The 1,370-nt window shown below is 64.2% G+C and carries 1 protein-coding gene; it reads right to left on the reverse strand.

Going from position 1 to position 1,370, the window contains the following annotated elements; genetic code table 11:
• Positions 1 to 293 precede the first annotated feature (293 nt).
• Positions 294 to 860, reverse strand: a complete 567-nt coding sequence (locus ACZ4N4_RS46330) for an ester cyclase (protein ID WP_467600951.1) — start codon at positions 858 to 860, stop codon at positions 294 to 296.
• Positions 861 to 1,370 lie beyond the last annotated feature (510 nt).

Here is a 1,370-nt window from a genome sequence, read left to right on the forward strand (position 1 = left end):
TCGTACTCCCTGGAAACGGTGGGGTCGTGAACACACACCAGCTTGGTCTGCCACGTGTGCACAGGCCCCTCGGATCGGGGCGCATAGTCCTCAGATCCAGACGGATCCGCCTCGCCGCGTCATGAGGCCTGCCGCGCGGTTCCGGCTCGTGATCGTCGTTTCTCGGGATTCCGACGTTCTGGGAGTCCGCCGGCCCTTTCTCCTGGTGGCGCCGATTGGTCTGGCGTGCTCACCGCCCTGCGTCGGCCCACGGATTGGCGGACGCCCCTCTTCTCCGCCCCCTGGTCGGTGGCTCAGCCTGGCCGTGATGAAGCGGCCGCTGCATGTGCGGCGGCGGAGGACACATCTGAGGCGGCGCGTGCTGCTTTGCCTGTCAGCTTCCAGCTGACCATGCGCAGTGCTACCGCTGGACTGGGCGGGAAGACGCCGAGTTGGCCGAGCATCGTGACGTCGTCACGCACGGCCTCGTGGGCGGCGACCTTGCCCTCCCGGACTTCGAGTACGTGGATCTGCTCGAAGTCGATGCTTCGGCCGGTGGGAGGTAGGGCCTGATCGAGTGCACCGTTGCGGAATCGGACGAACGGACCCGTATGGCAGCCATGCATGCGAAGGCGCACCCATACCTGGCTGTCGTTGCCGGCCGTTTCCGTGATCGGAAAGCTCAGTTCGGTGAAGGCGAAGCGCATCCAGGCGCTTGAGGCGAGGACGCCGGCCGGGCCCAGAAGATTGCAGGCTTCTGGGGCCACGGCTGCTTCACGGTTGTAGAAGTCCGGGTGCACGACCTCCGCAGCGAGTTCGGAGTCTCCGGTCTCGAGGATCCGGAAGAGTTTGTGGGCCAGGTCAACGGCATCGATGCCCATTGCTTTGCTCCGTTTCAGGGGTGTGCGAAGAGAGAAGGGCGCCTTTCTGCTGAGCAGGTGCAGGCGAGGTGAGGTGAGGGCCTGGAGCAGCCGGCTGACGTCATGGTCTGCTCTGGCGGGCTCCGGCGGATTTCAACTTACAGTGCCTCTAGTGAAATGGTTGGCTGCAGTTCTGCACACCTGGTGCGTGACATCACAACCCGCCCTGCGCTACCGGGAGTTGCCAGCCCTTTTGTTGTTCAGGAGCGCCAGACGTCCGGAGCTTTACGGCGAAGAGCTACGTCATGGTGAACCGTCAGCCGCAACGCTAGGTGTCGGCAGTGACGGGTCCGAGGCAAACGCAGGCGACACGTGAAGGCGGTTCCTGGCGAACGTTGTTGCGTAGCCCTGGCCTGGGTGGGGCGTGTGTCTTGATGTGTGGGCTTTGCGCCTCGATCCGAGGGGCGGGCAGAGCGTGGAGACGTCAGGCTGGTTCACGTAACCACGTACCGAACTCGGATAGGACGAGAT

The organism is Streptomyces sp. NPDC026538, assembly GCF_055567535.1.